Here is a 26007-nt window from a genome sequence, read left to right as displayed (position 1 = left end):
CTCGATTGATGCCCGCAACGGTGGTGCGGCGCGGATTGTGCCCTACCTCGGCGCCGCGCACCACGCCGGGGTCGACCAGCGGACCGTGAGCAGGCCGTTCCCGTCAGTAGCCGGAGGCCGTCACGGCGGCCTGCAGCGCGCCCGCGACCCCCGGGGCCGCGGCGATCAGGAGCCCCGCCCCGGGACGGCCGCCGTCACGGCCCACGACGACGGCGCCCGCCTCGGCGGCCACCAGGGCACCCGCCGCGTGGTCCCAGGGCTTGAGGCCCCGCTCGACGTGGGCGTCCAGCCGGCCGGCCGCCACCAGGCACAGGTCGACCGCGGCCGACCCGATCCGGCGCAGGTCGCGCACCTGGGGCAGCAGCACCGCCACGGCCGCCGCCTGCTCCGCCCGCTGCACCGGGTCGTAGCCGAACCCCGTGCTCAGCAGGCAGGCGGCCAGCTCGGTGCAGCCGGAGGCCCGCAGCGGCGCCCCGTCGAGGTCCGCGCCACCGCCGGCCGCGGCGGAGTACATCTGGTCGCGCTCCACGTCGTACACCGCGCCCGCCAGCACCTGCCAGTGCTCGGGGTCGGGCGAACCGGACACCACGGCCACGCTGACCGACCAGGTCCCGGTGTCGTACAGGTAGTTGACGGTGCCGTCGAGCGGGTCCACCACCCAGGTGAGACCGCTGCGGCCCTCCACGACCCCCTCCTCCTCGCCCAGCACCCCGTCGTCGGGCCGGGCCGCGCCCAGCAGACGACGGAGCTCGCGCTCGGAGGCCAGGTCGGCCGCCGTGACCACGTCGGTGGCACTCGACTTGGTCCGGGCCACGGTGACGGCGCCGCGGCGGTGCTGCCGCAGCACCTCCCCCGCCGCCCGGGCGACCTCGCGGGCCAGGGCCCGCAGCTGCTCAGGCGACGGTGACGCCGTCACGGCCCGGCACCTCCGGCTGCTGCCAGTCCTCGCCGCAGGCGGCGGGCCGGTCGGGGCTGCGCAGGTTGGCGCAGCAGCCGACCGGGCAGACCGCGTGGCTGGGCCCCCAGGGGCCGAGGGCCGGCTGCTCGGGCGAGCCGCCGCGGGCGACCTCGGCCCGCTCGACCATCAGCTCGACCAGCTGACGGACGAACTGCGGGGCGACCCCGACCGTGGCGGCCCGCTGGAACGGCAGCCCGATCTCGGTCGCGGTCTCCTCCGCCTCGGTGTCGATGTCGAACTTGACCTCCATGTGGTCGGACACGAACCCGACCGGTGACACCACGACGGCGGGCACGCCCGCGTCCTTCAGGGCCCGCAGGTGGTCGTTGACGTCCGGCTCGAGCCAGGGCTGCGTGGGCGGGCCGGAGCGCGAGCAGTAGACCAGGTCCCAGGCCGGCTCGGTGCCCAGCTCGGCCCCGGCGGCGCGGGCCACCTCGACGCAGGTCTGCCGGTGCTGCTCGCTGTAGGCGCCGCCGTCGGGACCGGAGGCGTCCTCCATGGCGTCGGGCACCGAGTGGGTGACGAACACCAGCCGGGCGCCGTCCCGCAGGTCGGGGGCGAGGCGGCGGTAGGCGGCGACCACCCCGTCGGCGTTGGCCCCGACGAAGCCGGGGGTGTTGAAGTAGTGGCGGATCTTGTCCACCGCGACGGTGCGTCCCTCCCCGGCGAGCTCCAGCACCGACGCCGCGAAGTCCTCGCGGTACTGCCGGCAGCCGGAGTACGAGGAGTAGGCCGACGTGACGACGGCCAGCACGCGCCGGGCCCCGGCCTCGTGGGCCTGGCGCAGCGTGTCGGTCAGGAACGGGTCCCAGTTGCGGTTGCCCCAGTGCAGCGGGAGGTCGACGCCACGGGCGTCCAGCTCGGCCCGCAGGGCCTCCAGCAGCGCGCGGTTCTGGTCGTTGATCGGGCTGCGCCCGCCGAAGTGCAGGTAGTGCTCGGCAACGTCGGTCAGCCGCTCGCGGGGGATGCCCCGCCCGCGGGTGACGTTCTCCAGGAACGGCATGACGTCGTCGGGGCCCTCGGGCCCACCGAAGGACATCAGGAGCAGGGCGTCGTAGGGCCTCAGGTCGGCATCGGTCACCCGGCCATTCTCACCCGGGCCCCGCCGGCCCGGCACCCCGGGCGGCGCCCGACACACGGCCCGGCCTGCGCGGCCGGGGTGCCGGGCGGTGGCACAGTGCAGGGACGGATGCCCCTGCGGCCTGCAGGTCGTCGGCGTCGGGACGGAGGACCACGGATGGACACCCTGCGACTGGTGGAGGTCACCGGTGACGGTGACCTGGTGCTGATGACCGGTGACGGTCGCCGCTTCTCCCTCGCGGTCGACGAGCAGGTGCGCTCCGCCGTGCGCCGTTCCCGCAACGGCACCCACGTCACGCCCGCGTCGGACCGCCCCGGCCCCCGTGAGGTCCAGTCCCGCATCCGCTCCGGCGCCGACGCGCAGCAGGTGGCCCAGCAGACCGGGCTCGACGTGGACTACGTGCGGCGCTTCGAGGGACCGGTCCTGGCCGAGCGGGCCCACGTCGCCGAGCTGGCGCGTGGCACCGCGGTCGACCGCGGCGGCGACCCGGGCCTGACCCTGGAGCGGGTGGTGCTGGAGGTCCTCACCGGCGAGGGCCACGACGTCGACGACATCGCCTGGGACTCGCGGCGCAGCGACGGCACCCGCTGGGAGGTGCTCGTGGTGACCGGTACCGCCTCGGCGCGCAGCGAGGCCACCTGGTCCTTCGACACGGGGACGCGGTCGCTGGAGCCCGTCGACGCCGAGGCCGAGCGGCTCACCGGCGTCGAGCGCCGCCGCCGGCTCAGCGCGGTGCGCGACACGGTCTTCGACGTCGAGCGGCCCGCGGCGACCGCCCCCCGGGGCGGCACGGTCGACCTGCTCGACGCCCTGGCCCGGCAGCGTGGCCGACGTCCCACCCCGCCCGCCGCCGGCCACGCCGGTGGGACCGCCGACCCCGGTGACTCCGGCGAGGCCGGTCGACCTCGCGAGGGCGTTGACCACGCCACCGAGAGCCGCGACCACGGTGACCAGGGCCGGGACACCGACAGCGACGGCACCGACAGCGACGCCGACCGAGCCGGCACGACGGACCACGACGGTCCCGCCCCCGGGCAGACGACCGCAGGGACCGACGCCGCGGGCGACCCGGCGGGCCCCGGTCTGCGCACCGCGCCGACCCCGCCCGACGACCGGGACGTCTCCGCGTCGGTGGCGAGCATCGAGCCGGACCTGCTGAGCGAGCTCGATCTGGACCCCTCGACCGGTCCGGCCGGCGGGTCGCCCTCCGCCCGGTCCGCGCCCGCCCCGTCGTCGGCCGGGTCGTCCCGTCCGACCGCCCTCACCGGCCCGCCCCGCGTGCCGCCGCCGGCCCCGGGGGTCGCGGGCGAGCGTCGTTCCCGCCGGCGCCGGGCCGCGGTCCCCAGCTGGGACGAGATCGTGTTCGGGGCCAAGCGCGAGGACGGCTGACCCGCCGCCCGGACGCCGCCCCCGCGGGACGCCGGTGAAGGCGGTGGCTCAGGCCTCGTCGAGCAGCACGGCCAGCTGGGCCTGCGGGTCGATCGGGCACTGGTCCGGCGCCCAGGGCAGCACGTCGGGCGACAGGCTGGCGGCGCGGGCCGCAGCCGCCGTCATCCGGCGCATGAAGTGCCGGCGGCACAGCACCTCGTAGGCGACCTCGGCGGGCGCCTCGGCGTCCTCGTCCGCCGCGGTGACGTCACCGACCACCACCTGGGCGCCGTCGACCACCATCCGCCCGTCGACCGTGCGGGCGTTGTGGGTGCCCCGGACGCCGCACCAGCACAGCGCCGCCACCTGCAGGGCCTCGACCCGGTCGGCCAGCTCCACCAGGCGCTGCGAGCCCGGGAACAGCTTGGCGCGGAAGTCGCTGGTGATCCCGAACGTGAACACGTCCACCCCCAGCTCGTCGACCACCCGGGCCAGCTGGTCGACCTGCGCCGGGGTGTAGAACTGCGCCTCGTCGCAGACCAGGTAGTCGGTGCGGCGCCCGGCGAGCCGCTCGTCGACCACGGCCTGCCACAGGTCGTCGCCGTCGTCCACCTCCCGGGCCGGTCGCTCCAGGCCCAGGCGGCTCGACAGCAGGCCGCGCCCGGCCCGGTCCCGGCGGGTGAACAGCAGCCCGACCAGACCGCGGGCGGCGCGGGTGTGGTCGACCTGCAGCGCCAGCGTGGACTTGCCGGAGTCCATGGTCCCGCAGAAGAACACCAGCTCGGCCATGAGGGCTGACGCTACCGGGGACCTAGGCGAGCAGACGCACGAGCGGCACCGCGGTCTCGTCGTCGGTGAGCGAGCCGTGCTGGCCCACCATCGACAGCGCGGCCCGGTCGTCCCGCTCGCTGTCCACGACGGCCAGGTCGCCGCGCGCGGCGACCAGCACCTCGCCGACGCGTTCCATCACGGCGTCCCGGGGGTCGGCCCCGGCCGGGGCGGTGGTGTCGCCGAACCACCCGGCCGCGACGGCCTCGGTGCTGGTCAGCACCCAGGCCCGTTCGCCCAGCGCCTCGCGCCAGCGGTCGGCGACCTGCTCGGCCCGACCCGGCCGGACCCGCAGCTGCAGCAGCCGGGGCTCGCCCGCCGTCGCCAGGACGTCGGTGCGCAGGCCGGGGCGGTCGGCCACGTCGAACAGGGCCTCCGGCGGGCAGTCCACCATGCCGTGGTCGGCGGTCACCACGACCAGGGCGTCGCGGGGGGCGCGGCGGCGCAGGTCGGCCAGCGCCGCGTCGACCCGCTCGAGCTCCTGCGCCCAGGCGTGGGACAGCCAGCCCTTCGCGTGCCCGGTCTTGTCCACGTCGCCCCAGTAGACGTTGACCATGGCGCGCGGCGTGGCCGCGAGCACGGCGACGGCCGCGTCGACCCGGGCCTCCAGCGACTCCGCACGCACGTAGGCCGGGCCTCGCAGCGCGGCCCGGGTCAGGCCGGAGCCCTCGAAGGCGGCCGGGCCCACCATCGTGGCCGGGACGCCCGCGTCCGCCACGCGCTCGAACACCGTCCGGCAGGGCTGGTAGGTCTCGGCGTCCAGGTCGGCGGGCCAGGTCAGGTGGTTGACCACACGCAGCCCGCCGGGCTCGAACGCCCGGTAGCCGATGACGCCGTGCCGGCCGGGTTCGCAGCCCGTGCCCAGGGTGGCCAGGGCGGTGGCCGTGGTGGACGGCACCGCCGTGCGCAGCTCGGTGGGGACGCCGGACGGCTGGGACGCCGCCGCCCGGCGCAGGAACGGCGCGTGCCCGCCCCGCTCGGCCAGCAGCCGGGCGCCCAGGCCGTCGACGAGCACGGTGCAGACCCGCTGGTGCTCGCCCAGGCCGACGGTGTCGGTGTGGCCGGGGACGCCAATGGCGCCGGCGACGGAGGGCAGCAGCTGGGCCAGGGACCCGGTCGCGTAGTCGGGCAGCGCGGCTTCCCCGGCCCCGCCGTGCGGGACCCGGGGCGGTGCCCCCGGCGCGGGGGCGGACGGCGAGGAGCCCGTCACACCCGGGGCCGGGAGGTCGCGGCCGACAGGGCCCGGGCGAAGCGGAGCGCGTCCTCCACGGCCGCGTGGCCCTCGGCCTCGGCGCTGACCCGCAGCGACAGGTCGTCGCCGGTGACGCTGCCGGTGTAGCCGTGGTCGGCCTCGCACTCGGGGTCGGCGCAGCCGGCCGGCTCGAGGTCGACCCGGCTGGCGATCCCCCACGCCACGCCCAGCGTCACCTCGCGCGGCATGCCGCCCGGCCGGTAGCGCTCGGGACGGTCGATGACGTGGGTGACGACCACGGCGGTCACCCGGTCCAGCGGCACGGCCTCGGTGCTGGCCGCGGCGTACGTCCGGCCGGCGTCGACGGCCCGGACCCCGTCGGGGTGCCCCGGCTCCCCCGGCGCGTGCCCGTCGGACTCGCTGTGGTCGTCGGCGTGGGCGATGATCAGCCGGGTCGGGGTCAGGACGAGCACCGTGACGTGGCGTCGCACCTGGTCACCCTCGTCGAAGGTCGTCTCCGGGTGCACGAAGTGGTCGACGCACTCCTCGCCCGCGACCGACGTGCGGACGACGTCCGCCACCACGGCCGGGTAGTACCCCGCTCGTTCGATCGCGCGCACCAGCAGGGGGGGCAGCTGGGCGTCGTGGGCGCTGCGGGCGCCGGGCCTGGTCTCACGCACGTGGCGATCCTCCCACCGGGGCGGGGCGGCCGTGCACCGCCACCCACAGGCCCACCCCTACGGCGCTGCCGGGCCCGGTCGGTCCGGTCGTGGTCGGCCTCGTCGTCGGCCCGGTCGTCGTGGCCGGCCCGGCGCAGGTCACGGCGGTGCGGGCAGGGCGCGGCGGGCGCCGTCGGCCCGGGTGGGCGGCGGGGCGACCCGGGCGGAGGCGTCCAGCACGGCCACGCCCTCGGGGTGCACGTGCACGGGCTGCAGCCGCAGCCGGGCCACCTGCGGCAGGTCCTCGGCCAGGCGGGACACCCGGGCCACCACGTCCTCCAGGGCGGCCACGTCGACCGCGACCCGGCCGCCGTGCCCGAACAGCCGCGGGGCCGCCTTGACGCCCCGGACCAGGTCGTGGACGTCGGTGGTGGTCAGCGGCGGGATGCGGTGGGAGACGTCCCCCAGCAGGTCGATGGCGTCACCGGCCAGCCCGAAGGACACGATGGGGCCGAACAGCGGGTCCTCGGTGGTGGTGAGCACGGTCGACACCCCGCGCGGGGCCATCCGCTGCACCAGCAGCGTGCCGGCGTCCTCCCGCCCGAGCTCGGCCTGCATGCCGTCGACGTCGACCCGCAGCTCCTGCTCGTCGTCGATGCTCATCCGGATGCCGCCGGTGTCCAGGCGGTGCCGCAGCCGCTCGGCCTTGAGCACCACGGGGTAGCCGATGGCGGTCGCCGCGGCGGCCGCCTCGTCGGCGTCGTGCACCTCGTGGCTCGCCCAGACCTCGACGCCGTAGCAGGCCAGCAGCCGGCGGACCTCGTCGCGGGTCAGGTCCCGGCCCTGCGGCTGCTCGGCCAGCACGTCGTCCACCAGGCTGCGGGCCCGGTGCAGGTCCAGGTCCGGCGGGTCGACCGGCGGGCCGGTGTCGCGCCGGCGCCACTCGGCGTAGCGCACCACCGACGCCAGCGCCCGCACGGCGTCCTCCGGCAGCGGGTAAGCGGGCACGGGGGCCCGGTCCCCGGTCGCCGAGCCCACCAGGCGCGGGCCGATGAAGCAGGCCACGGTGGTCCGGCCGGAGCCGTGCGCGCGCTCCTGCAGGGCGAGCTGGATCTGGTCGGTGTCGGCCTGCAGCGGCGGGATGAAGCTGGCCACGACGGCGTCGACGTCGTCCCGGTCGTAGACCTGGCGCAGCGCGGCGTCGAACTCCGCGGCGTCGGCCTCGGAGCGGACCGACAGCGGCTCGCCCACGACCCGCAGCCCCCACGAGGCGCAGGCGTCGGCGGCCAGCGCGCTCAGCGCCGGCGAGTTGCCGACCACCGCCACCCGGTCCCCGGCGGGCAGCGGCTGGTGCAGCACCACCTGGGCCACGTCGAACAGCTGGTGCAGGTTCTCGGTCCGGATCACCCCGGCCTGGCGGAGCATCGCGTCGAAGGCCTCGGGCGGGGCCGCCGACTCCCGCACCTCGTGCCCCGGCGGCACGCCGTACTCGCTGACCCCGGACTTGACGACGATGGTCGGCTTGACCCGGGCCAGCCGCCGCGCGATCCGGGAGAACTTGCGCGGGTTGCCCACGCTCTCCAGGTACAGCCCGACGACGGACGTGCGCGGGTCGTCGAGCCAGTACTGCATGGCGTCGTTGCCGGACACGTCGGCCCGGTTGCCCGCCGACAGGAACGAGGACAGCCCCAGGGCCCGGCGCTCGGCGCTGGACAGCACCGCCACGCCCAGGCCGCCGGACTGGCTGAACAGGGCCAGGTGGCCCGCCGTCGGCATCACGGGGGCCACGGAGGCGTTGAGGCTGACCATCGGGTCGGTGTTGATGATCCCGAAGCTGTTGGGCCCGATCACCCGGATGCCGTTGGCGCGGGCCAGCCGGACCACCTCGTGCTGCAGCGCGACCCCCTCCGGCCCGGCCTCGGCGAACCCGCTGGAGACGACCACGGCACCCTTGACGCCCAGGTCGATGCACTGGCCCAGCACCTCCGGCACCGACGCGGCCGGCACGGTGACCACGGCGAGGTCAACCGGGCCGGGCACCTCGTCCACCGACGCGAACGACCGGGAGCCGCCCACCTCCAGCGCCTCGCGGTTGACCACGTGCACGGGCCCGGCGAAGCGCCCCTCGGTGACGGCCTGGAGCACCCGGGCCCCGAACGACGACGCGTCCCGGCTGGCCCCCACCACCACCACCGAGCGGGCGTTGAGCAGCGCCTGCATGCTCAGCGACTCCGCCCGGTGCTCGCGGGCGGCCATCACCGCGATGGAGCGCTCGGTGGGGTCGATGGCGAAGCCGACCTCGATGATGCCGTCGTCGAGGTGGTGGGTGACCTCGTAGCCGGCCTCCCGGAACACCCCGAGCATGCGCTGGTTGGACGGCAGCACGTCCGCCGTGAACCGGGACACGCCGTTCTCGAGGGCCGCGGCGGCCAGGTGCTCCAGCAGCACCGAGCCGATCCCCCGCCCCCGGTGGGAGTCGGCGATGTTGAACGCGACCTCCGCCTCGCGGTGCCCACCGGGGGGCGCCCCCTCGCGCCAGGTGCCCTCGTAGCGGCCGATCCCGACGATCTCGTCGCGCACCGTGGTGACCAGGGCCACCCGGCGGCTGTGGTCGACGTGGACGAAGCGCCGCATGTCGGCGGCGCTGATCCGCGGCATCGGGGCGAAGAAGCGGAAGTAGATGCTCTCCGGGCTCTGCGCGGCGTGGAAGCGCTCGATCCGGGCGGCGTCGTCGGGCCGGATCGGGCGCACGTGCGCCACCCCGCCGTCCCGCAGGACGACGTCGGCCTCCCAGTGCGAGGGGTACGCCGCGACGGGCCCGCTGTCGCTCACGGTCCTGACGCTACCGGCGACCCCGCCGCGACGCGCCGCCCCCTCCGGTGGCCGGGGACCCGGGCCCGCTCCGCCACAATCGGGGGGTGAGCCCCACACGACGACGCCCCGAGGACGCCCCGGACGGCTCGCTGGACGGCGGGCACGTCGTCGACATCGACGTCGAGGAGGAGATGCAGGGCGCGTTCCTGGAGTACGCGTACTCGGTCATCTACTCCCGCGCGCTGCCCGACGCCCGCGACGGCCTCAAGCCGGTGCAGCGACGCATCGTCTACCAGATGGCCGACATGGGCCTGCGGCCCGACCGGGGCCACGTCAAGAGCGCCCGCGTGGTCGGCGAGGTGATGGGCAAGCTGCACCCGCACGGCGACGGCGCGATCTACGACGCCCTGGTCCGGATGGCCCAGCCGTTCACGATGCGGCTTCCCCTGGTGGACGGGCACGGCAACTTCGGGTCCCTGGACGCCGGCCCCGCCGCCGCCCGCTACACCGAGGCCCGCCCGGCGCCGGCCGCCGCGCTGCTGACCGCGGCCCTCGACGAGGACGTCGTCGACACGGTCGACAACTACGACGGCTCGCTGCAGCAGCCCGAGGTGCTGCCCGCCGCCTACCCGAACCTGCTGGTCAACGGGGCCAGCGGCATCGCGGTCGGGATGGCGACCAACATGGCGCCGCACAACCTGGCCGAGGTCGTCGCGGCGGCCCGGCACCTGGTGCGCCACCCGGAGGCCACCACGGCCGACCTGGGCCGGTACGTGCCGGGCCCCGACTTCCCGACCGGGGGCATCGTGGTCGGCCTGGACGGCGTCCGGGAGGCCTACGAGACCGGGCGCGGGTCGTTCCGGGTGCGGGGCCGGGTCGAGGTCGAGGCCGTCACCGCCCGCCGCAAGGGCCTCGTGGTCACCGAGCTGCCCTACGGCGTGGGCCCCGAGCGCCTGATCGAGAAGATCAAGGACGCCGTGCAGGCCAAGAAGCTGGACGGCATCGCGGCCCTGACCGACCTGTCGGACCGCACCCGCGGGATGCGCGTGGTCGTGGAGCTCAAGTCCGGCTTCGACCCGGACGCCGTGCTGCAGCAGCTGTACCGGCTCACCCCGCTGGAGGAGGCCTTCAGCGTCAACGCCGTGGCCCTGGTCGACGGCCAGCCCCGCACGCTGGGCCTGCGGGAGCTGCTGCGGGTCTACGTCGACTTCCGCCTGGACGTCGTGCGTCGCCGCACCGCCCACCGGCTGCAGGTGGCCGAGCGCGACCTGCACCTGGTCGAGGGCCTGCTGGTCGCGGTGCTGGACATCGACGAGGTCATCCAGCTGATCCGCACCAGCGACGACTCCGGCACCGCCCGGGACCGGCTGATGACCGTCTTCGAGCTGTCCCAGGTCCAGGCCGAGCACATCCTGGAGATGCGGCTGCGCCGGCTGACCCGGTTCTCCACCATCGAGCTGGAGGCCCGCCGCGACGAGCTGCGCGAGCGGATCGACGGCCTGCGGGCGCTGCTGGGCAGCGAGGAGCGGCTCCGGGACCAGGTCGCCGACGAGCTCGACGAGGTCGTGGCCGAGCACGGCACCCCGCGACGGACCGTCCTGCTGGAGGGTGACGTCCCGGTCCAGCGCGGCCGGGCCGCCGACGTCTCGCTGGAGATCGCCGACGAGCCGTGCCGGGTGCTGTGGGGCGCCACCGGGCTGCTGGCCCGCACGGCCGACCTCAGCCCGCTGACCCTGCCGCTGACCGCACGCGACCGCAGCCGCCACGACGTGATGCTGGCCGCGGTGACCACGACGTCACGGGCGCACGTCGGCGTGGTGACGAGCACCGGCCGGCTTGTCCGCCTGCCCGTCGTCGACCTGCCCGCGCTTCCCTCCACCGCCTCACCGGTGTCGCTGTCCGGCGGCGTGTCGGTCAGCGAGGCGGCCGGGCTCGCGGCGGGCGAGCGGGTCGTGGGCATGGTCGACCTGACCGCGGGCGACCGGCCCGGGGCGGGTCCGGGCCTGGTGACCGCCCGCGGCGTGGTCAAGCGCGTCGTGCCGGACGTGCCGCCCGGTCGGGACGAGTGGGAGGTGGTGCGGCTGGCCGACGGCGACGAGGTCGTGGCGGCCTTCGACGTGGCCGACGACGACGAGCTGGTCATCGTGACCGACGACGCCAGCCTGCTGCGCTTCGCCGCCACGGCGGTCCGGCCGCAGGGCCGCCCGGCCGGCGGCATGGCCGGCGTGCGGTTGGCCCCGGGCGCCCGGGTGCTGTTCGCCGGCGCCGTGCGGCCGCCCGACCCGGACGCCGACGGGTCCGGCGACCCGGGTGCCGGGTCCGCCGAGGTCGTCCTGGCCACCGCGGCGGGCGGGGCGGGCCAGCTGCCCGGCAGCCCCGCCTCGTCGGTCAAGGTCACCCCCTTCTCGCTCTACCCGGCCAAGGGCCGGGGCACGGGCGGGGTCCGGGCCCACCGGTTCCTCAAGGGGGAGGACGTGCTCGTCGCGGCCTGGGTCGGCCTCGGCCCGGTGCTGGCGGCGGGTGCCACCGGGGCCCCCGTGCCGATGCCGCCGCCCGACGCCCGGCGCGACGGCTCGGGTGCTCGCCCGGCCGGGACGGTCGCCGTGCTGGGCGGCGTGCCCCGGTGAGCACGCCCGCAGCGCCGGACGACCCCGGCTCCTGGCCCGAGACCGAGCCCGAGGCCGAGGCCGAGGAGCCGGTCGAGGCCACCGCCCCCCACGCGGTGTCCTGGCTCGGCCTGTTCGGACCCGACGGCCCCGCCGCCCCGGGGAGCGCGCCGGTGGCCCCGGAGCTGCCCGGCGTCCGGGTCGTCCGGCTGCACCCGGTGGACGGCGGTGCCCCGTCGGCGTCGGCCGGGGACGGACCGGTCGGTCTGGTGCTGGCCGGTACGGTGCCCGGCCGGTCCTGGCTGCGCCTGGTGGCCGCGGACCAGGTGGTCGCCGTCCTGGACCGCCTGGCCGACCCGGCGGGCGAGGCCGCCCGGCGGCTGGCCGCCGGCCGGGACCCCGGCCTGGGCACCCTGAGCCCTCGTCCGGCCGTGCTGGTGTGCACCGACGGTCCGGGCGGCGACGCCGCCGTGGAGCTCGTGCGTCGGCTGGGGGCCCCGCGTCGCCGGCTGCTGGGGCGGGCCGAGCCGCGGGCCGACGTCTGGGGGGCAGGCCCGCTGGGCGGGCCGGCCCTGGAGCCCTCGGCGGTGCTGCTGCCCTCGGGCATGGTGCTGGGTGGCCTGGGCCCCGACCCGGCCGCGCTGCCCGACGCCGTGCAGGCGCTGCTGGAGGGGCGTCCCGTCCTGACGGGCTACCGCGGCCGCTCGACGTACCTGCCGGCGGAGCAGGCCGCCGAGACCGCCGTGCGGCGTCACCTGGCGGTCGTCGGGGTCAGCGCGTGGCCCGACGACGTCCGGGTCGACGGCGGGGAGGACCGCGACGACGGCCCCGGCCGGCGCGTCCTGGTCCGGCACAGCGGCGGGCGCACGTTCACCGTCCTGGTCGAACCCGTCGAGACCGAGCTGCTGCGGGCCGCGTCCCCGGGGGCCGAGCCGACCCCCGTGCTGGTCTGGGCGAGCGAGGTCGTCCCGGACGGCGTCCCCGGCTTCTACTTCTCCGGGTAGGGCGCCACCGGCACGTCGCGGACCCAGCTGGTCTCCCGGCCACGCTCGACGTAGCCCAGCCCGGTGTAGAGCTCCAGGGCACGGGGGTTCTCCACGTCGACGGCGAGCCCGGCCCGGTCCAGCCCCGCCTCGGCGTACGCGGCCACGGCCCGCAGCAGCAGCGCGCGGGCCAGGCCCTGGCCCCGTCGCGCCGGGGCGACGCCCAGCAGGTTGGTCCAGCCCTCCGAGAAGCCCTGCGGCTGCCAGTCCTGCGGATAGGTGCCGCTGATGAGGTAGCCGACCGTCGTCCCGTCGCCGTCCAGGGCCACGAAGGACAGGTCGGGCCGGGCGCCGGGACCCTCGACCGCGGCGCGCCGCCAGTCGTCGGGCTCGATGGGCTCGCTCCCCCAGTGGTCGGCGAAGGCCTCGTTGTGGGCCCTCCGGGCCTGCTCGTGGGCCTCGGGGCCGGCCGAGTCGAGGCGGACCAGCCGCACGTCGGCCGGCAGCGGCACCTCGGGCAGGGGCCCCGACACCTCCCGACCCATGGTGGCCGAGAACCGGCGCGGCTCGAAGCCCGCCGAGCGCAGCAGCCGCGGCCGGTCGGTGACGTGGTCCTCGACGTAGGTCCGCAGCATCCGCGGCACGTCGGGGCCGGCCTGCACACCCGCCAGCACCTCCTGCGCGCGGGCCACCTGCCAGTCGAGCAGCACCCGGCCCAGGCCGCGCCGCCGCAGCCGGGGGTGGACGCCGCCGAACAGGAGCACCTGGCGGGTGCGCAGCTGCCCGGGCCGAAGCATCACCTGCGCGTGGCCGACGACCTGGCCGTCGTCGGTCACCGCCAGCAGCCCCTGGCGGGCGTGGTCCCACCACGGCGTGGCGAACTGCTCCTGCACGTCCTCGAGGGTGTCCCGTTCCTGGGCGTCGTCCTCGGCGTAGCAGGCCTCGAGCAGGGCGTGCACGGCCGGGGCGTCGGCGGGCGTGGGCGGGCGCAGGCGCACCCCCTCGACCGGGGACGGGACGTCGACCATGCCCGGATCCTGGCAGTATGCGCACCCGCGGTGCCACGGGTTTGACCCTCTCGGACCAACGGCGCCGCCACCGTCCACGCAGGAGGAGCCCACCGTGACCGCCCACCACGTCGCCGTACCCGCGTCCGAGACCGTCCACCAGCTGGCGGAGGGACCGTTCTGGGACGCCGCCCGGCACCGTCTGCTGTGGGTGGACGTCGACGCGGGCCGGGTCCACCAGGGGTCCTTGACCGGCGGCACCGTCCACGAGACCGGTGCCGTCGAGGTGGACCGGACCGTCGGGGCCGTGGTGCCGGACGCGCAGGGCCGGCTGCTGGTCGCCGGCACCCGGGCGCTGCACGTCGTGGAGACGGACGGCCGGGTCCGCCCGGCGGTGCACGTGCTGCCCGACGGGGTGCGCAGCCGGCTGAACGACGGCGCCTGCGACCCCGCCGGCCGCTTCGTGGTCGGCAGCATGGCCCTGGACGACCGGACCGGGCAGGAGCGGCTGGTCGTGGTCCACGACGCCACCGACCTGCGCCCGTTGGACGAGGACCTGACGCTGTCGAACGGGCTGGCCTGGACCGCGGACGGGCGTCGGCTCTACAGCACCGACACCACGTCCGGGACGATCTACGTCCGCGACTACGACCCGGCCACCGGGACCGCCGGGCCCCGGTCGGTGCAGCTGCAGGTGACCGACGGCAGCCCGGACGGCATGTGCCTGGACGCGAACGGGGACCTGTGGGTGGCGGTCTGGGGCGCGGGCGAGGTGCGCTGCCACGCCGCGGCGGACGGCTCGCTGCTGGCCACCGTGTCCGTGGACGCCCCGCACACCTCGAGCGTCGCCTTCGCCGGTCCGGACCTGGACGTGCTGGTCGTCACCACCGGCAGCTCCCAGCTGACGCCCGAGCAGGCCGCCGCGCACCCGGACTCCGGTCGGCTGTTCACCGCCGACGTCGGGGTCCAGGGCGCGGAGGTGCCGGGCTGGGACGCCGTCTCGCACCCGGTCCTGGTGCCCGCCGGCCCCCCGGTCTGAGCCGTCGGGGTCGGAGGAGTACCGCCGCGTTGGCAGGGCAACTTGGTCTGATTGCCAGCGCGCATGTGGCGCGGGCTGGCTGCACTCCAAACCCAATGAACCAGGTTGTTAGGATCCTTCACGCGGCGACGCGCATCGACAGCAAGCGGGTTTAGCCGCGGCCCGTTCCAGCCAATCGCTTTCGGACAGCAGTCTGGACCTCAGCCGTAGTGTTCGCGTGCTTAGCTATCTGATCCATGAGAAGAAGTCCCTTATGCGCGCCAACACTTGCGAAGGCCGCCTGAACAACTTCAAGACTGTCCGACAGCAGGAGAGCATCGATAGAGGAGTCCGCGTGGGCGGCGACCTCTGCGGCCGACGGCTGGTGGCGCCGCGTCAGCCGCATCGCAACAGCCATGGACAGTTGAAAACGGTAGTCTTCCCAGACGGGGGGCATGCCTCGACGAAGAAAGTCGTCACACTGTCGTTGGATGTTAATCGCACCGGCGTACATTTCGACTGGATACTCTGGCGAAAAGATGCTGTCGTATATATCCGCGCTGAAAATTTCGGTCAGCGTGGCCCTCGATATATGAGGCTTCTGAGCCAGAATAGACAGGATGGCTTGACCCATGGCATCGATTGATACGATTTGGTTGATTGGTCGCCCCTCGTTGAAGTGCTGCCGACGGCGTCGCTCGTAAAAGAGATCTCGGCCCAGGAGGAACTCTTCGATCTCCCGCTGCACCTTGTCCGTCGCGCGCAGCACGCTTGGACCGAAAGCAGTTTGCGAATTCGTTGCACGGATGATTCGCTCACGAATGGCGGCATCTTTTGCCTCTATGACCTTCACCAGAACGGAGCGAGTGTCTCCACTCTGGGCCGCTCCCTCCTTACGCTTAAAGATCTCTGTAGACGTCTGCAAGCCATTGACGATCTGCGGAGACTCCAACTCAAGCAGCTTATTGGCGAGGCGCACCTCTTGAGCGACAATGGTCACACCATTGTTGAGCCACCAAAAGTCCACCCCCGGCTCCGAGGTCATCAAGGTCAACTGGATCGATCGGTTTACGTCTGTCTCGCCCTCATAGTCGCGGACATTGGCTTCAAACAATGAACTGTCTATCTCGCCCGACTCTGTGGTTATGAAGCGTTCGTACTCCTCCAGGCGGACCACGCCAACGTAGCCCCCTGAAGTATCGGTTGAGATTGCGTTCTCAGCAAGACGCAGCTTTCGATGAGTCACGCGTGATTCACGTGCAGAGGCGCACAGTGCAGCGGCGTCGAGAAAGTCGACCTGCACGGGACATTCGCCCAGCATGTGTCCAATAGCCTGAGACAGTTGATTACCCTTGAGCACGACGTTGGGATGCACCTGCCCGGCCTTGAGGGAGGCAAATGCAACGTATACCGCCATCTCGGGCATCTCCAGCGCCTGATAGGTCGCCAGAAAGCGTCGGGTAATCTCCAGGAGACGCGAGTTGACGGACGCTGAGAGTGCCTTCTCATTCCGATCAAAGACGAGTAATCTTGGAACGTTGATCATCATTTTGTCGATGGCGTCCTCCCCGAAACCCTTGGCATCCTTAACCTGCAAGATGACAAGCTCAACATTCGGGCGCTTTCCGAGAGCCGCAACAGGAGTGTCGTCTCGACACGTGAACCCCGTTGACGAAAAGATAGATGGCATCAATACCACAATCCCTCTCGCCGTCAACAATGCCAGCCAACAACTCCTCGTGCGACAGGTTGTAGTGCTTCAGATATTGCTCTGCAACCCAGAAGTTGTGATGTTCAGTGGGCAATAGACTCGCGACCTGAAGCCGACTGCGATCAAGCATCGTTTGAATCATCACAACGTCGTTGGCTGTCATGCGCTAAGCCTAGACATGATGCTGTCCCAGGGGGACGAATCTCTGACTATGCGTCGATGCGGTCCCGGTCCAGGTGGTCGGAGCGCTCGACGATGAAGTCCTTGCGGGGCGCCACGTCGGAGCCCATGAGCAGCTCGAACACCCGCTCGGCGGCGGCCGCGTCGCTGACCCGGACCCGGCGCAGGGTGCGCCGGCTCACGTCCATCGTGGTCTCCGCGAGCTGGTCGGCGTCCATCTCGCCCAGGCCCTTGTAGCGCTGGATCGGCTGCTTGACCGCTCGGTTGCGCCGCTGGGCGTCCTTGAGCGCCTTGGCCAGCTCGGCGTCGGAGTAGGTGTAGACGACCTCCTTGGACGCGCCCGAGCCGATGTCGATTCGGTGCAGGGGCGGCACGGCGGCGTACACCCGGCCCCCGTCGACCAGCGGCCGCATGTAGCGGAAGAACAGCGTCAGCAGCAGCGTGCGGATGTGGGCCCCGTCGACGTCGGCGTCGGTCATGATCACGATGCGGCCGTAGCGGACGGCGTCCAGGTCGAACGTGCGGCCCGACCCGCCGCCGATCACCTGGATGATCGAGGCGCACTCGGCGTTGCGGAGCATGTCCGTCACCGAGGCCTTCTGGACGTTGAGGATCTTGCCGCGGATGGGCAGCAGGGCCTGGAACTCGGAGTTGCGGGCGCTCATGGCCGTGCCCAGGGCGCTGTCGCCCTCGACGATGAACAGCTCGCTGCGCTCGACGTCGTTGCTGCGGCAGTCCTTGAGCTTGGCCGGCAGGGAGCTGGACTCCAGGGCGTTCTTGCGGCGCTGGGTGTCGCGCTGCAGCCGCGCGGCGACCCGGGCCCGCATCTCGCCGACGACCTTCTCCAGCAGCGCCGAGGCCGGGGCCTTGTCCTCGCGCCGGGTCGAGGTCAGAAGGCCCGTCAGCTCGGTCTCCACCACCCGGGCCACGATCTGGCGGACCGCGGGGGTGCCGAGGACCTCCTTGGTCTGGCCCTCGAACTGCGGCTCGGGCAGCCGGACCGCCACCACGGCGGTGAGCCCGGCCAGCACGTCGTCCTTCTCGACCCGGTCGGAGCCGTCCTTGGCCGCGACCTTGAGCTTGCGGGCGTTGGCGTGCACCTGGGCGCGCAGCGTCTTGAGCATGGCCTGCTCGAAACCGGTCAGGTGGCTGCCGCCGTGCGGTGTGGCCACGACGTTGACGAAGGAGCGGACGACCGTCTCGTAGCCGGTCCCCCACTGCACGGCGACGTCGACCTCGCAGGTGCGCTCCACCTCGCGCGACTCCAGGTGCCCGGTCGCGTCCAGCACGGGGACGGTCTCGGTGAAGGTGCCGCTGCCCTGCAGCCGCCACGTCCCGGCGACGGCCTCGCCGGTGGCGAGGTAGTCGACGAACTCGGCGATGCCGCCGTCGTAGCGGAACTCCTCCCGCACGGGCTCCTCGCCGCGGCGGTCGGTGACGGTCAGGGTCAGGCCCGGGACGATGTGCGCGGTCTGCCGCAGCCGGGCCACCAGGTCGTCACGCTCGAACGACGCCCCCTTGACGAACACCTGGGCGTCCGGCCAGAACCGGACCCGGGTGCCGCTGACGCCCTTGCGCACCTTGCCCTGCACCCGCAGCCGTGAGTCGTCGGTGAAGGCGGCGAAGGGCGAGCCGGGGGCGGGGGCGTCCGGGTCGTCGAACTCGCCCGGCTCACCGCGGCGGAAGCTCATGGCGTGGGTGCGCCCGCCCCGGTCGACCTCCACGTCGAGCCGGGCCGACAGCGCGTTGACCACGCTGGCCCCGACGCCGTGCAGCCCGCCCGAGGCGGCGTAGGACGCCCCGCCGAACTTGCCGCCCGCGTGCAGCTTGGTGAACACGACCTCGACGCCGCTGAGCCCGGTGCGGGGCTCGGTGTCCACCGGCACGCCGCGGCCGTCGTCGTGGACCTCGGCGGAGCCGTCCGGGTGCAGCGTGACGTCGACCACGCTCGCGTGCCCGGCCAGGGCCTCGTCCACGGAGTTGTCGATCAGCTCCCACAGGCAGTGCATGAGCCCGCGCGTGTCCGTGGAGCCGATGTACATCCCCGGTCGCTTGCGGACGGCCTCCAGCCCCTCCAGGACCGACAGGTGCCGTGCGGTGTAGGAGGCGTCGCCGGCGCCGGCGGCGCGTCGTCGGGCGGTGGTGGTGTCGGGCACGCCGTCACGGTACCCAGCCGGGCCGCCCGGACCCGGCAGGCCTCGCCGCAGCGGCTGGGCCAGTGGGGTTCACCACAGCGGTTTCGCGGCGAGCGGAACGAATGTCCGACGGGAACGACTCCTGACCGGGCATGGTTGTACCGATCGACATGACAGCGCCCGAGATCCCCCAGTCCCCTCGCACCCCCCCGAGCACCACAGGTGCATCCGAACTGCCCGGAAAGGCGGTAACCGCATCATGACGACTCTGACGGCTCCGGCACTGAACGCCGCCGACCGCTGCGACCGCTGCGGCGCCCAGGCCTACGTCAAGGCTGTTCTCCCCGGCGGGGGTGAGCTGCTCTTCTGCGGCCACCACGGCCGCGAGTTCGCCCCCACCCTCGAGGCGCAGGGCGCGGACGTCGTCGACGAGACGGTCCGCCTCACCGAGGACGCAGCCACCAGCTGAGTCCGCGGGGCGCGCAGCCCCACCGACCCCGAAGGCCCCCGGCACCTGCCGGGGGCCTTCGTCGTGCCGGGCCGTCGTCGTGCCGGGCCTAGGGTTCCCGCATGACCACCGAGGTGCTCACCGGCACGCTGCTGCTGCTGGTCATGCTGGTCGGCATCGCCGGCATCATCATCCCCGTGCTGCCCGGGCTGGGCCTGATCAACGCCGCCGTGCTGGTGTGGGCGCTGCTGGAGCAGAGCCCCTACGGCTGGACCGCGCTCGGGGTCTGCCTGGCGCTGTGGGGCGCGGCCTTCGCGCTGCAGTACCTGGTCCCCGGCAAGCGCCTGGTCGACGCCGGTGTGCCGACCTGGGTGATCGTCGTCGCCGGTCTGGCCGGTGTCGTGGGGTTCTTCGTGGTCCCCGTGCTGGGCCTGCCCCTGTTCTTCGTGGGGGCCATCTACCTCGTCCAGTCGCTGCGGGCCCGACACCTGGGGCGCTCCGTCGGCTCGACCTGGCAGGCCGTGATCGCCGTGGGGATCTCCCAGCTGATCGAGCTGACCGGCGGGATGCTGTGCGTGGTGACCTACGTCATCGCCTGGACCCTGGCCAACCGCTGAGCCAGGTCGACCGCTGAGCCGGGTCGACCGCTGACCCCGGCTCAGCAGCCCTGGCCCAGCTGGACCATCCCCACGACGTTGCGCGGTCCGCGCAGCACCCCGTCGACCTCGTCGACCCGCACCTGCTCGCGGGTGGGTGCCAGCCGCAGGACACCGTCCGGCAGCTGCCACTCCGCGACCAGGCCCTGGTCCCAGCGGTCCTCCAGGAACGCGCTCGTCACCCCCGGGTAGGCGTCCTGGACGCGGTCGGCCGGCGCCCCCACGGCCAGCCCGGTCCCAGTGCGGCCGGCGTCGACCGCTACGGAGCGCACGACCGGGCCCGCGTCCGGCCGCGCCGGGTCCGGCCCGACGACGACGTACACCAGGCCGGGCTCGCGATCGGCCAGCACCAGTCGGCAGCGGCCCAGCGGGGTCGCCACGTCCTCGCGACCCGGCTGCAGGCCCACCAGCGCGTCCGCCTCGGCCAGCGGGGTCCCCACCCGCAGCTCGCCCCAGCCCTCGGTGGTGAGCGGGGGCAACCCGGTCCGCTGCGCCTCGAGCAGACGTCCCTGGGCCGCGCCGCAGCGGGCGCCGCGGTCCGTGCGCAGCTGGACGTGGTCGACGACTCCGTCGCCGGTGAGGTCGGCGAAGGCCGCCCGACGGCCGCGGGACGGGACGACGAGCACGACCTCGCGGGCCACCGGCGCCGCCTGCCACGGCACCTCGGTGGTCAGGGTCACCACCTCCGCCCCGGCCAGCGCCGCCCAGTCGTCCACCGGGTCACCCAGCCCCGGTCCCAGGAACGACGGGCCGTTCCCGGCCCGCTCGTCCACCGTGACGACCTCGACCACACCGTCCACGAGCCAGGCCGCGGTGCCGGGGCCGGGTCCCGCGTCGGCCAGGCCCGGCAGGACCCGGCGGCAGCCGCCGTAGGACCCCGGCTGCACCGAGAACCCGGCCGCGACGACCTCGTCGGCCGCCATCCCCAGCCGCAACCCGTCCACCCCGTCGGCCCGGACGACCAGCGGACCCGCGCCCGCGACCGGGAGCGAGGGGGTCGCCGGGGCCGACGCCGGGGCCGGCGAGGCCACGGCCCGGGAGACGGCCTGCTCGTCGACCGCCGTCCCGGGTCGGACCAGGACGGCCAGCACGCCCAGCACCGCCACGGCACCGGCGACCAGCAGCAACCGGGTGGGGGGCGGGCGGTCCACGCCTCAGCGTCGCACGGCAGGGCCGCGACGGCGACGCCGACGGCGGCGGCCGTGCTGCTTCCACCGGCCCCGGGTCAGCAGGCGAACTCCGGGGTGCCCGGGGTACGCAGCACCATGCCGGCCACGCGCAGCGTGCCCCCCTCGACCGGCCGCTCCAGGTCCGGCAGCCACACCAGCTCCCGCTGCAGCTCCAGGCGTACCGGCACCCCGTCCACCTCCACGTAGGCGACGTCCAGCAGCTGGTCCGACACGTCGGCCAGCTCCGGGAACCGGGCGCGGACGTCGTCGACGTCGGCGCCCGGCGCCAGCCCGAAGGACGTGGTGAGGGCCTGACCGGACACCCAGACCTCGGTCACGACCCCGTCCAGCGCCACCGCCCGGACGTAGCCGTCGGCCCCCGGCGGCACGGCCAGGGTGAAGGACTGGCAGACCACGTCGGCGTCGGCCTCGTCGGCGAGATCACCACCCGCGAGCCGCCCCCCGGTCACGGTCGGCTCGGCCACGACGTCGGCGGCGTCGACGAGCTGCTCGCTCGTGGCCCCCAGCCGGAGCGGCCCGACCCCGTCGACGTCCACCGTCGACCCGGGCAGGCTGTCACCGCCGGTGGCGGCGCTGCCGTAGGTGTCGGCGAGCGCGCACGACCGGGCCGCCGGCTTGCGGACCTCGATGGTCGTGATGCGGCCGTCGTCGTCCGGCCCGCCGGGACCCGGCGGCCCCGGCGGGGGCGCGTCGGAGAACACCACCTCGACGCCGCGCGCGGGCACCGTGACGACGTTGACGACGGGTCCGGTGCTGCCGTAGGGACGCTCGACGGCGGTGCGGGCCCCCGGCAGCTCCTGCGCGGCCTGCACGGGCGAGCCGAAGCCGGGACCGAGCCACGTCCGCAGCCCGGCGGAGACCTCGGTCGCGTGGAACCAGGTGCCCAGCACGACCGACACCACCTCGTCGTCCACCACCCAGGCGGCCGTCTCCCAGGCGGAGACCCCGTCGGACGAGACGTCGACCCACTCCGTGCCGCCGGGCTCCCACACGATCTGGCAGCCGTTGGCGAGCTCCTCCATCGGGACCTGCCGGCGGTCCGGTCGCGTCCCCAGCCGAAGCCCCGGCAGCCCGTTGGCGGCCAGCAGGACCGGCTCCGGCCCGGTGTCCTCCGACGGCGCCGGCGACGGCTGCACCGGGCCCGCCAGGTCGGCGTCCTCGGCCGCGGTGCCGCCCCGGACCGCCAGCACCGCCCCGAGCAGCGCCACCCCCGTCGCCGCGACCACGATCCTGCTGCGTCTCACGTCGCACCCCCCGGCCCCGATGCTGCCACACGGCCCCGCGGCCCGGCCCCGGCCGGCTACCGGGGCGTCGCGTCTGCGGTCGGCGCCGAGCCCGTCAGCAGGGGTACCAGGGCGCCCCGGGGGCCCGGACCACCACGGCGGCCAGGGTGGGCACGCCGCCCTGGACGGGACGCTCGACGTCGGGGACCCACGCGGACCGGTCGGCCAGCTGCAGCTCGACGGTGACCCCGTCGACGACCACCTGGACCGAGCCCGAGCCCATGGTGTCGCCGGGCCGGTTCGCCGTCTCGGGGAAGCGGGCGCGCACGTCGTCGGCGTCGGCCCCGGCGGGCAGCCCGAACGAGGTGCCCACGCCGCTGTCGTAGACCTGCACCTCGGTGACGACGCCGTCGACCGCGACCGCCCTCGCCACCCCCGTGAGCCCGGGGGACCCGCTGAGGCTGAACGACTGGCACGGGGTGGCGGGGGCCGGGTCGACGCCCGGAGGCCCGTCGACCGTGACGCCCTCCGCCCGTCGCAACCCGGCCGCAGCCGCCCCCAGCCGCAGCGGCCCGATGCCGTCCAGGTCGACGGTCCAGCCCCGGCCCTCGGCCCCGGCCGCATCCGCCAGGGCGCAGGCGCGGGCCGCCGGCTTGCGGACCTCCATCGTCGTGATGCGACCGGACCCCGTCACGGCGAGGTCCGTCCCGCCGAACGTCGGGACGTCGCTCAGCACGACCTCGACCCCGTTCGCGGGGACGGTGACGACCTGGACCGCCGGCCCGTCGGGCCCGTGCGGCCGCTCGGTGGTGGTGCGCGCCCCGGGCAGCTCCTGGGCCGCCTCGATCGGGGAGCCGAACGTCGGGCCCAACCAGGTCTCGAGGTCGGCCGACACGTCGGCGCCGTCCGACCACGCCCCGAGCACGACCGCCACGACCTCGTCGTCGACGACCCAGCCGGAGGTCTCCCAGGACACCGGGACGGTGGGGCCGAACGGAGCGTCCCCCTCCCCCAGCGGCACCCACACCATCCGGCAGCCGGACGGCGTCCGCACCTCACCGGCGCCGGTGGCCGGCGGAGCGGCCCCCAGCCGGAGCCCGGGGACGCCGTTGGCCGACAGCGCGACCGGGCCCTCCGGGGGCGGGGCCGGCGGCAACGGCTCCTGCGGGCCGGCCAGGTCGGCCTCCTGGGCCGCCGTGCCGTCCCGCACCGCCACCACCGCGAGCAGCAGGGCCACCCCGGTCACCACCGCCACCACCGCGCTTCGCCGCACGTCGCTCCCTCTGCCGTCCGGGTCGCGTCCGCCCGGCCGGCCCGAGCCTACGTGCCGGGTGCGCCCGAGAGCGCGCCGGAGAACGCCCGCAGGCCCGCCACCGGTGGGGTGACGGGCCTGCGGGTCGTGCGTGGTGCTGAGGTGCTGAGGTGCTGAGGTGCTGAGGTGCGTAGGAGCTCAGTCCAGGTAGTCGCGCAGCACCTGCGACCGGCTGGGGTGACGCAGCTTGGACATCGTCTTGGACTCGATCTGCCGGATCCGCTCGCGCGTGACGCCGTAGACCTTGCCGATCTCGTCCAGCGTCTTGGGCTGCCCGTCGGTCAGGCCGAACCGCATGCTCACCACGCCGGCCTCACGCTCGCTCAGGGTGTCCAGCACCGAGTGCAGCTGCTCCTGCAGCAGCGTGAAGCTGACCGCGTCGGCGGGCACGACGGCCTCGGAGTCCTCGATCAGGTCGCCGAACTCGCTGTCGCCGTCCTCGCCCAGGGGCGTGTGCAGCGAGATGGGCTCGCGACCGTACTTCTGGACCTCGACGACCTTCTCGGGCGTCATGTCCAGCTCGACGGCCAGCTCCTCCGGGGTGGGCTCGCGGCCCAGGTCCTGGAGCATCTGCCGCTGCACGCGGGCCAGCTTGTTGATGACCTCGACCATGTGCACCGGGATGCGGATGGTGCGGGCCTGGTCGGCCATGGCGCGGGTGATGGCCTGCCGGATCCACCACGTGGCGTAGGTCGAGAACTTGTAGCCCTTGGTGTAGTCGAACTTCTCGACCGCGCGGATCAGACCGAGGTTGCCCTCCTGGATCAGGTCCAGGAACAGCATGCCGCGGCCGGTGTAGCGCTTGGCCAGGCTGACGACCAGGCGCAAGTTGGCCTCGAGCAGGTGGTTCTTGGCCCGCCGACCGTCCTCGGAGATCCACCAGAGCTCGCGCTTGGCCTTGGGGTCGATCGTGTCGCCCTCGGCGCTGAGCCGCTCCTCGGCGAACAGACCGGCCTCGATCCGCTTGGCCAGCTCGACCTCCTGCTCGGCGTTCAGCAGGGCGACCTTGCCGATCTGCTTGAGGTAGTCCTTGACCGGGTCGGCGGTGGCGCCGGCCTGAACCACGGTCGGCGCGGGGTCGTCGTCGTCCTTGTTGGTCAGGACGAACGACTCGGAGGCGCCCTTGCCCTTGACCACGGGGGTCACGGGCTTGTCGGAGTCCTCGTCGTCGTCCTCGTCGGCGTCCGCCGCCGCGGGGGTCTCCACGACCACCGCCACCTCGGCCACCTCCGCCGCCGGGTCCACGACGACGTCGGCGACCTCGGTCAGGTCGGGCTCGACCTCGACGTCCTCCGGGGAGTCGACGTCACCGGCCGCAGCAGCGGTGTCCGTCGCCTTGGCGCCCTTGGCGGTCGTCTTCTTCGCCGTCTTCTTGGCTGGCGTCTTGGCCGGCGTCTTGGTGGCCGCGGCCTTCTTCGCCGCGGTCTTCTTGGCGGCCGCCTTCGTGGGGGCCACCGGCGCGTCCGTACCCGGCTCGGCGTCGACCACCGTCGCCCCGGCCTTGCTCGCCGTCTTCTTGCGCGTCGTCGTCGTCATCGTCGCCACACTCCCGTCGTCGATCGTGGCCGTGGCCGCCGGCATCCGGGTGCGCGCCGCCGCCACGGTGCGTCGTGCCGTGGTCTGGGGCAGTCCGATGGAGCCCATGTCCAGGCCGGCTCCCACCAGGTCCGCCATGACGGCCTTCATCCGGGCCGCCGGGACGTCCGCGTCGGTCACCACCTGCCGGAGGTCCACCGCGGAGACCGCCGCACCGCTCCCGATGCGCTCACGCATCCGCGTGAGAGCGGGGTGGGAGAGGATGTCCTGCAAGGTACGAGATTCGTGCTCCGACGACACGCACAGCCCTTCGTCGACTACGGTCAGGGGGACTGGCGTCGTCCGTCAACGCGACGACCAGCGAGTACCATTGTAGTGCCATCGCGGCCTCCGGCCCGACAGGCTGTCCTGCGCGAGCGCAGCCGCACGCGCCACCTGCCGACACCGGTGACAACGCCCGGTCCGGCGGTGCTGTTCCGTCGGGGCCCCGTCGCGGCGGGGGTCAGCCGTCGGCCGTGGCGGCCTTCGCCGCCCGCTTGAGCTGCTGCTTGTGGGCCCGCACCTGCTGCAGCGAGTCGGGGTCCACCACGTCGGCGACGGAGCGGAAGCCGGTCAGTGCGTAGTCGCCGGCCGCCTGCTGCCAGCCGTCCGGCGTGACCCCCAGCTGCTTGGCCACCAGCGCCGTGAAGATCTGCGCCTTCTGCCGGCCGAAGCCGGGCAGCGCCTGCAGCCGCCGCAGCAGGTCCGCCCCGTCCGCGGCCCCGGTCCAGATGCGTGCGGCGTCCCCGTCGTAGCGCTCGACCACGATGCGGGCGACGTCCTGGATCCGGCCGGCCATCGACCCCGGGAAGCGGTGGATCGCGGGCGGGACGGAGCAGAGCCGCGCGAACTCCTCGGGGTCGGCGGCCGCCACCGCGGCCGGGTCGAGCGTGCCGAACCGCTCCAGCACCGTGGCCGGGGCGGCGAACGCCCGCTCCATGGGGAACTGCTGGTCGAGCAGCATGCCCACGAGCAGGGCGAAGGGGTCCTGGCTGAGGACCTCGTCGGCCCGCTGGTCCTGGGCGATCCGGATCGACGGGCCGGGCTCGGCGTCCCCGGCCAC

Annotated in this window: 21 protein-coding genes; 6 read left to right on the top strand and 15 right to left on the bottom strand. The window is 74.4% G+C overall.

Annotated features, from left to right (window positions below; genetic code table 11):
- Positions 1-103: 103 nt before the first annotated feature.
- Positions 104-916 carry an inositol monophosphatase family protein gene (locus SJY06_RS13365; RefSeq protein ID WP_380168031.1) on the bottom strand — a complete coding sequence of 271 codons (813 nt, stop codon included), beginning with the start codon at positions 914-916 and terminating at the stop codon, positions 104-106.
- The gene (locus SJY06_RS13360; RefSeq protein WP_380168030.1) at positions 894-2039 is read right to left on the bottom strand and encodes a ferrochelatase; all 1146 of its coding nucleotides are present in this window, start codon (positions 2037-2039) and stop codon (positions 894-896) included. Before SJY06_RS13360 ends, SJY06_RS13365 begins: the two co-directional genes overlap by 23 nt.
- 156 nt (positions 2040-2195) lie before the next feature.
- Between SJY06_RS13360 and sepH the strand changes: the two genes are divergently transcribed.
- Positions 2196-3428, top strand: a complete 1233-nt coding sequence (gene sepH / locus SJY06_RS13355; protein WP_380168029.1) for a septation protein SepH — start codon at positions 2196-2198, stop codon at positions 3426-3428.
- 48 nt (positions 3429-3476) lie between these two features.
- Here the strand turns inward: sepH and SJY06_RS13350 are convergent, their stop codons facing one another.
- From SJY06_RS13350 to SJY06_RS13335, 4 genes are all read right to left on the bottom strand, one after another.
- A complete protein-coding gene (locus SJY06_RS13350; protein ID WP_380168028.1) occupies positions 3477-4196 on the bottom strand; it encodes a thymidine kinase in 720 nt (239 codons plus the stop codon).
- A 22-nt stretch (positions 4197-4218) separates the two neighbouring features.
- Complete coding sequence (locus SJY06_RS13345) at positions 4219-5445, bottom strand: alkaline phosphatase family protein (RefSeq protein WP_380168027.1); 1227 nt, start codon at positions 5443-5445, stop codon at positions 4219-4221.
- Positions 5442-6107: a DUF5998 family protein gene (locus tag SJY06_RS13340; RefSeq protein WP_380168026.1), complete on the bottom strand. Its 666-nt coding sequence runs from the start codon at positions 6105-6107 to the stop codon at positions 5442-5444. Before SJY06_RS13340 ends, SJY06_RS13345 begins: the two co-directional genes overlap by 4 nt.
- A 138-nt stretch (positions 6108-6245) precedes the next feature.
- Positions 6246-8918 (bottom strand): GNAT family N-acetyltransferase, encoded by a 2673-nt coding sequence (locus SJY06_RS13335; RefSeq protein ID WP_380168025.1) that lies wholly within the window; start codon positions 8916-8918, stop codon positions 6246-6248.
- A gap of 86 nt (positions 8919-9004) precedes the next feature.
- On the opposite strand from SJY06_RS13335, the gene SJY06_RS13330 reads away from it, so the two are divergent.
- Positions 9005-11527, top strand: coding sequence for a DNA topoisomerase (ATP-hydrolyzing) subunit A (locus tag SJY06_RS13330; RefSeq protein ID WP_380168024.1), 2523 nt, complete (start codon positions 9005-9007; stop codon positions 11525-11527).
- Positions 11524-12510 (top strand): hypothetical protein, encoded by a 987-nt coding sequence (locus SJY06_RS13325; protein ID WP_380168023.1) that lies wholly within the window; start codon positions 11524-11526, stop codon positions 12508-12510. The genes SJY06_RS13330 and SJY06_RS13325 overlap by 4 nt, the downstream gene beginning before the upstream one ends.
- Here the strand turns inward: SJY06_RS13325 and SJY06_RS13320 are convergent.
- The gene (locus tag SJY06_RS13320) at positions 12495-13517 is read right to left on the bottom strand and encodes a GNAT family N-acetyltransferase (protein ID WP_380168022.1); all 1023 of its coding nucleotides are present in this window, start codon (positions 13515-13517) and stop codon (positions 12495-12497) included. The two genes, SJY06_RS13325 and SJY06_RS13320, sit on opposite strands and share 16 nt — an antisense overlap.
- Positions 13518-13611: 94 nt before the next feature.
- Between SJY06_RS13320 and SJY06_RS13315 the strand changes: the two genes are divergently transcribed.
- The gene (locus SJY06_RS13315) at positions 13612-14535 is read left to right on the top strand and encodes an SMP-30/gluconolactonase/LRE family protein (protein WP_380168021.1); all 924 of its coding nucleotides are present in this window, start codon (positions 13612-13614) and stop codon (positions 14533-14535) included.
- A gap of 151 nt (positions 14536-14686) precedes the next feature.
- On the opposite strand, the gene SJY06_RS13310 is transcribed toward SJY06_RS13315, so the two are convergent.
- The 3 genes from SJY06_RS13310 to SJY06_RS13300 are packed head-to-tail and all read right to left on the bottom strand — an operon-like array spanning position 14687 to position 18561.
- On the bottom strand, positions 14687-16111 hold the full coding sequence (locus SJY06_RS13310) for an AIPR family protein (RefSeq protein WP_380168020.1): 1425 nt from the start codon (positions 16109-16111) through the stop codon (positions 14687-14689).
- Positions 16112-16121: 10 nt separating this feature from the next.
- Positions 16122-16388 carry a hypothetical protein gene (locus SJY06_RS13305; RefSeq protein WP_380168019.1) on the bottom strand — a complete coding sequence of 89 codons (267 nt, stop codon included), beginning with the start codon at positions 16386-16388 and terminating at the stop codon, positions 16122-16124.
- A gap of 46 nt (positions 16389-16434) precedes the next feature.
- Complete coding sequence (locus SJY06_RS13300) at positions 16435-18561, bottom strand: type IIA DNA topoisomerase subunit B (protein ID WP_380168018.1); 2127 nt, start codon at positions 18559-18561, stop codon at positions 16435-16437.
- A 238-nt stretch (positions 18562-18799) separates the two neighbouring features.
- Between SJY06_RS13300 and SJY06_RS13295 the strand changes: the two genes are divergently transcribed.
- Together SJY06_RS13295 and SJY06_RS13290 are read left to right on the top strand one after the other, a co-directional pair.
- On the top strand, positions 18800-19009 hold the full coding sequence (locus SJY06_RS13295) for a hypothetical protein (RefSeq protein ID WP_380168017.1): 210 nt from the start codon (positions 18800-18802) through the stop codon (positions 19007-19009).
- Between the two features lie 101 nt (positions 19010-19110).
- Positions 19111-19605, top strand: coding sequence for a DUF456 domain-containing protein (locus SJY06_RS13290; RefSeq protein ID WP_380168016.1), 495 nt, complete (start codon positions 19111-19113; stop codon positions 19603-19605).
- Positions 19606-19646: 41 nt separating this feature from the next.
- Here the strand turns inward: SJY06_RS13290 and SJY06_RS13285 are convergent, their stop codons facing one another.
- The 5 genes from SJY06_RS13285 to SJY06_RS13265 all read right to left on the bottom strand — a co-directional run bounded on the left by SJY06_RS13285 (position 19647) and on the right by SJY06_RS13265 (position 26007).
- On the bottom strand, positions 19647-20795 hold the full coding sequence (locus SJY06_RS13285; RefSeq protein WP_380168015.1) for a hypothetical protein: 1149 nt from the start codon (positions 20793-20795) through the stop codon (positions 19647-19649).
- A gap of 74 nt (positions 20796-20869) precedes the next feature.
- Positions 20870-22078 carry a hypothetical protein gene (locus SJY06_RS13280; protein ID WP_380168014.1) on the bottom strand — a complete coding sequence of 403 codons (1209 nt, stop codon included), beginning with the start codon at positions 22076-22078 and terminating at the stop codon, positions 20870-20872.
- A gap of 94 nt (positions 22079-22172) precedes the next feature.
- Positions 22173-23330: a hypothetical protein gene (locus SJY06_RS13275; protein ID WP_380168013.1), complete on the bottom strand. Its 1158-nt coding sequence runs from the start codon at positions 23328-23330 to the stop codon at positions 22173-22175.
- Between the two features lie 177 nt (positions 23331-23507).
- Positions 23508-25142, bottom strand: coding sequence for an RNA polymerase sigma factor (locus SJY06_RS13270; RefSeq protein WP_380168012.1), 1635 nt, complete (start codon positions 25140-25142; stop codon positions 23508-23510).
- Positions 25143-25407: 265 nt separating this feature from the next.
- A complete protein-coding gene (locus SJY06_RS13265) occupies positions 25408-26007 on the bottom strand; it encodes an HhH-GPD-type base excision DNA repair protein (RefSeq protein WP_380168011.1) in 600 nt (199 codons plus the stop codon).

The sequence above is a fragment of the Jannaschia sp. R86511 genome (assembly GCF_042466345.1).
Lineage (GTDB): Bacteria > Actinomycetota > Actinomycetes > Actinomycetales > JBBAYJ01 > Aquipuribacter.
Note: the sequence above shows the minus strand (reverse complement) of the source record. Positions and strands in the feature narration are given on the sequence as shown.

Excerpts from the sequence above, each read along its gene's own strand:
- sepH (WP_380168029.1), top strand. The coding sequence starts at position 2,196 with ATGGACACCCTGCGACTGGTGGAGGTCACCGGTGACGGTGACCTGGTG.
- SJY06_RS13350 (WP_380168028.1), bottom strand. The coding sequence starts at position 4,196 with ATGGCCGAGCTGGTGTTCTTCTGCGGGACCATGGACTCCGGCAAGTCC.
- SJY06_RS13320 (WP_380168022.1), bottom strand. The coding sequence starts at position 13,517 with ATGGTCGACGTCCCGTCCCCGGTCGAGGGGGTGCGCCTGCGCCCGCCC.
- SJY06_RS13305 (WP_380168019.1), bottom strand. The coding sequence starts at position 16,388 with ATGACAGCCAACGACGTTGTGATGATTCAAACGATGCTTGATCGCAGT.
- SJY06_RS13295 (WP_380168017.1), top strand. The coding sequence starts at position 18,800 with ATGACGACTCTGACGGCTCCGGCACTGAACGCCGCCGACCGCTGCGAC.
- SJY06_RS13290 (WP_380168016.1), top strand. The coding sequence starts at position 19,111 with ATGACCACCGAGGTGCTCACCGGCACGCTGCTGCTGCTGGTCATGCTG.
- SJY06_RS13270 (WP_380168012.1), bottom strand. The coding sequence starts at position 25,142 with ATGCGTGAGCGCATCGGGAGCGGTGCGGCGGTCTCCGCGGTGGACCTC.